Annotated in this window: 1 pseudogene; it reads right to left on the bottom strand. The window is 55.0% G+C overall.

Going from position 1 to position 360, the window contains the following annotated elements:
* A pseudogene (locus tag HMPREF2604_RS04515) lies at positions 1–360 on the bottom strand (HNH endonuclease); the annotation flags it as partial.

Genomic DNA, 360 nt, shown 5'->3' with positions numbered 1-360 from the left:
CAGGTGTCTACCAAACAGGGGTCAGGTCCGGGCTTATTGCAGCCTGGTCTTGCACACGTGTGGAATTCAGCATGCAGGGTAAGGCGTTGTTTGAAGTTTGCTCCACGCTCTAGCCGGAAGGTGTCGATGGGTCCTTCAATAGGGTGCACGATGGTGGCATACCCTATTTCGGCAAACTTGTGGGTGAGGAATTCTGCCCCGGTCATGCGCCCGCCGTTGGTGAGGTTGAGTTCGATGTCGTCTCCGTCGCCGTTGATGATTTGGTCGAGCTCGTTGAGGGTGACGATGATTTGGGTGCGCACCGCGGGTTTAGAACCGCTTGTTTCTTTGTTGAAGAAGATGTCGTTGGCGGCTTGAAGC

Origin of the sequence: Corynebacterium sp. HMSC055A01 (assembly GCF_001809405.1) — a bacterium.
Taxonomy (GTDB): domain Bacteria; phylum Actinomycetota; class Actinomycetes; order Mycobacteriales; family Mycobacteriaceae; genus Corynebacterium; species Corynebacterium hesseae.
This window is presented reverse-complemented; position numbering and strand designations above follow the sequence as displayed.